General features: G+C 49.0%; 2 protein-coding genes and 1 pseudogene. 1 reads left to right on the top strand and 2 read right to left on the bottom strand.

Annotation, left to right across the window (positions count from 1 at the left end; genetic code table 11):
- Nucleotides 1–464: 464 nt before the first annotated feature.
- The gene (locus AB7U36_RS20375) at nucleotides 465–2129 is read left to right on the top strand and encodes an adenosylcobalamin-dependent ribonucleoside-diphosphate reductase (protein ID WP_428161460.1); all 1665 of its coding nucleotides are present in this window, start codon (nucleotides 465–467) and stop codon (nucleotides 2127–2129) included.
- A gap of 17 nt (nucleotides 2130–2146) precedes the next feature.
- Here AB7U36_RS20375 and AB7U36_RS20370 read toward each other — a convergent pair whose 3' ends face one another.
- Nucleotides 2147–2830, bottom strand: coding sequence for a DUF2279 domain-containing protein (locus AB7U36_RS20370; protein ID WP_428161459.1), 684 nt, complete (start codon nucleotides 2828–2830; stop codon nucleotides 2147–2149).
- A 156-nt stretch (nucleotides 2831–2986) separates the two neighbouring features.
- Nucleotides 2987–3804: pseudogene (locus tag AB7U36_RS20365) on the bottom strand (phosphoglucomutase, alpha-D-glucose phosphate-specific); the annotation flags it as partial.

Below are 3804 nucleotides of genomic sequence, written 5' to 3'. Positions count from 1 at the left end.
CATTACCTGCTTTCAGCATGGCGATTGCTTCATCCGGACTTGGTTTGGCTGCTTTGCCGTCACTGGCAAGAACAGGGCCGCAAGTTAGAGCTAAAAAACAGCCAACAGTTACAATAAATTTCAAAATGTTTTTCATGATTGTACGCCCTCCTTTAAAAGAATAGATTTTACGGCAAATGCCTGGCCTCCAATAGGCCAATTGACCTGCCACGAAAAAACTTGAAATACTCTAAAGTATAGGAGATTATCCTGACTGTTGCCAGGATGACAAGAAAAAAAGGATACCCGTTGGCAAAAATGGGGCTCTGTTTAGGAACCGGTCTTAAATAACTTGCCCATGTTGCTTTGTTTATGATTTGGACCTGAGATCAACCACGGCCTTGACGAAAAGATAGAGCCGATTTATCAATTACCAAACAAGCGCTAAGACAGCGCATGGAGATCCGGATATGGAAAACACCCATATGGAAACAGAATGCCCCACTTTGTCAGCCCTGGCCTGGACTGTCATCAAAAACCGCTACCTGGCCCGTAATTGCGCGGGAGATCTCATCGAGACACCCGCAGATATGTTTCACAGGGTCGCCGCATCGGTGGCCCGGGCAGACCGCTTGTTCGACACTGGTGCGGATCTGTCCAAAACCACAGAGAGCTTTGAAGCGATTTTAGCATCCCTTGCCTTCCTGCCCAACTCCCCCTGCCTGATGAACGCGGGCACTCCCCTGGGCCAGCTGGCCGCCTGTTTTGTACTCCCGGTGGAAGACCGGCCCGAAGCCATGTGTCAAACCATGAAAGAGGCGGCGATCATCCATGGGGCTTGCGGCGGTATCGGCTTTTCGTTCAGCCGGCTGCGACCCCGGGGGGATACCATTCTCCAGGCTTGCGGGGGAGCTGAAGGGCCCGTCGCCTTTATCCGGCAGTTGGATAGGGCAGCCGCTCGGACGGATCAGAACCGTCGTCGGCCGGCTGCCAATATGGCGGTCCTGGAGATAAGCCATCCGGATATTGAAGCCTTTATCAGCGCAAAGCAGACAAGGGGAGAGTTACGCCATTTCAATCTCTCCGTTGCCGTGGATGACCAGTTTATGGAGTGCGTTAACAGCGGCCGGAACTACCCGCTGGTTCACCCCGGAACCGGCAAGGCAGTGGGGCGTAGAAACGCAGAAGAGATATTCGAGCGCATGGCCTCTTCAGCCTGGCAGACGGGTGATCCGGGCCTCCTTTTCATCGACCGTATCAACCGGGACAATCCCCTCCCCCGGATGGGGCGGATTTGCGCCACCAACCCCTGCGGTGAACAACCCCTGCTGCCCTATGAATCCTGCACCCTGGGCTCCATCAACCTGACCAAGGTGGTTGAAAACAAAGAAATCAACTTTGGCGAACTTGACAGACTGGCCCGGACGGCGGTCCATTTCCTGGACAACGTCATCGAAATCAACCGCTATCCGCTGCGGCAGATCGAAGAGGCGAGCCGCAGCACCCGTAAGATCGGACTGGGGGTCATGGGCTTTGCCGACATGCTGATCCTGCTGAATATCCCGTACCAAAGTGACAGGGCTGTTGCCGTGGCCGGACGGATCATGTCCCGGATTCAACGCAGTGCCGAGGCCGAATCTGCGTCACTGGCACTGGTGCGCGGCAATTTCCCCTGTTTTGAGCACAGCATCTTTCCCAAACGGGGCGTCCGCCTGCGGCGCAACGCCACGCTGACCACCGTGGCCCCGACAGGGAGCATCAGCCTGATTGCCGGTGTCAGCAGCGGCATTGAACCCGTCTTTGCCTTCAGGGGTCGGCGGCGTATCAACGGGATTCTTTACGATGACATCCATCCCATTTATGCCCGCTATCAAAAGGATCAAAAACCGATCCCCAAAGAGGTGTTCCAGAGCGCCTGGGATGTGGCCCCCGAGTGGCACCTAAAGGTCCAGGCCGCATTTCAGCGCCACACGGAGAATGCGGTTTCCAAAACCGTCAATCTGCCGGGGTCCGCGACCCGGGAAGATGTCCGGCAGGTCTTCCTCAACGCCCACGCCATGGGGCTCAAAGGGATCACCATATACCGCGACACCTCCCATGGCGACCAGGTCCTCAATACCTGTACCGTCAACCGGGAGGACTGCGGTTAATCCCCGTTCAAACCTGACTAATTTTCATTGAAATCATGTTTATATTGAAGATAAGTCCCCGGTATCTGAATATAATCCAGAACAACTGCTGTTTTTTTCCAGGAATATCGGCGAAATAAATCCGTCAAATTCAGGCCGATACCAAGATAAAAATTTCGTTCTTTTTTGTCTTTATCATCTGAAAAACCGCGGGCATAATACCCCATATGCAATTCAAAATGTTTTAAAAACGTTTTATTTACCGACTCAAATCCGTTAAGTTTTACTGCAAGCAGATATTTTGAATTGTCATAATCTGTTAAAAAATCTGTGCCGTTAGGCTTAAATCCATATTCCCATCTTAAACTGAATTTGCCGGCAAGATCCGGATATTTATACAATAAATATCCAGCAGTGCATCCCAGAAGATTTGCAATCATATCTTCATAGGAAAATCCATATTCACTGAAAGAGTCCCCAAACTCCATATACCCCATGATGGCAAATGATGAAATCGACCCGTATAATGCGGCAGTATCTTTTTCAAAACACCAGTGTTTATATAAGGATGACAGCGCGTGAGAGATCACATAACTTGAATAAAGATGTCCCAGTTTATCCGCCCCTCCCTCTTTGGTTGTATTTGCAAACCATCCTTCGGAACCTGCGTGAGGTGATTGAGAGAAATAATCCCAGTGTAAAGCGCCCCAAATCGTAATCACTCCGATTCCTGCCAGGGAGACTGAAAGACTTCTTGTATTCTTCTCAGATAAGGAAAGCTCTGACGTGCATTTGGTCAAACGGTCCTGGGCAGAGCCGGTCACGGCAATCAAGCAAAAAAATGTGCAACATAATAAGGATTTCATTATATGCACATTTTAGATGCGGAATATTAGATTAAGGGCTTCATCATGAATTTTTTTCCATAGATCCTCGCCACCAAAGCTTTCAATATAGAATTTCATTTTCGGTTCAGTTCCCGAGGGTCTGATAGCAAACCATGACCCATCGGACAGATTGACTTTTACACCGCCTATAGGGCTATTATTTCCCGTGGCTTTTGTCTGAATGCTAACGATTGATAAGCCTGCCAACGATGTCGCCTTTATTGAATCCGGTGATGTTTGTGACAGTATTGTTTTTTGCTCATTTGTGATAGGTCCGTCAACCCTTCTATAATAAGGATTGCCAAATTCAGATACCAATGTCTCTCTATAAATTTCGGATGGCGTTTGCCCGGTTTTCGCCAGAATCTCAGCAGCAAGCAATGCCAGAACAAATCCATCTTTATCTGTCGTCCAAACAGCGCCATTTTTTCTTAAAAAAGTTGCGCCGGCACTCTCTTCACCACAAAAGGCGATTTTTCCTTCCATCAAACCGCTGACAAACCATTTGAATCCAACAGGCGTTTCAAAGATCGCCTTGTTGAACCCCATAACCACTTTATCAATCATGCTGCTGCTGACTAAGGTTTTTCCGATACTAAGGTTATTTCCCCATAAAGGCCTGTTTTGAAGCAGGTACCAAATGGCCACGGATAAATAATGGTTAGGATTCATTAGACCATCCGGACACACAATGCCATGTCTGTCAAAATCCGGATCATTTCCCCATGCAATATCGTATTTTTCTGCAAGCTTGATTAAGTTTGCCATCGCATGAGGTGAGGAGCAATCCATTCTTATTTTTCCATCAT

The sequence above is a fragment of the Desulfobacter sp. genome, from assembly GCF_050177295.1.
Note: the sequence above shows the minus strand (reverse complement) of the source record. Positions and strands in the feature narration are given on the sequence as shown.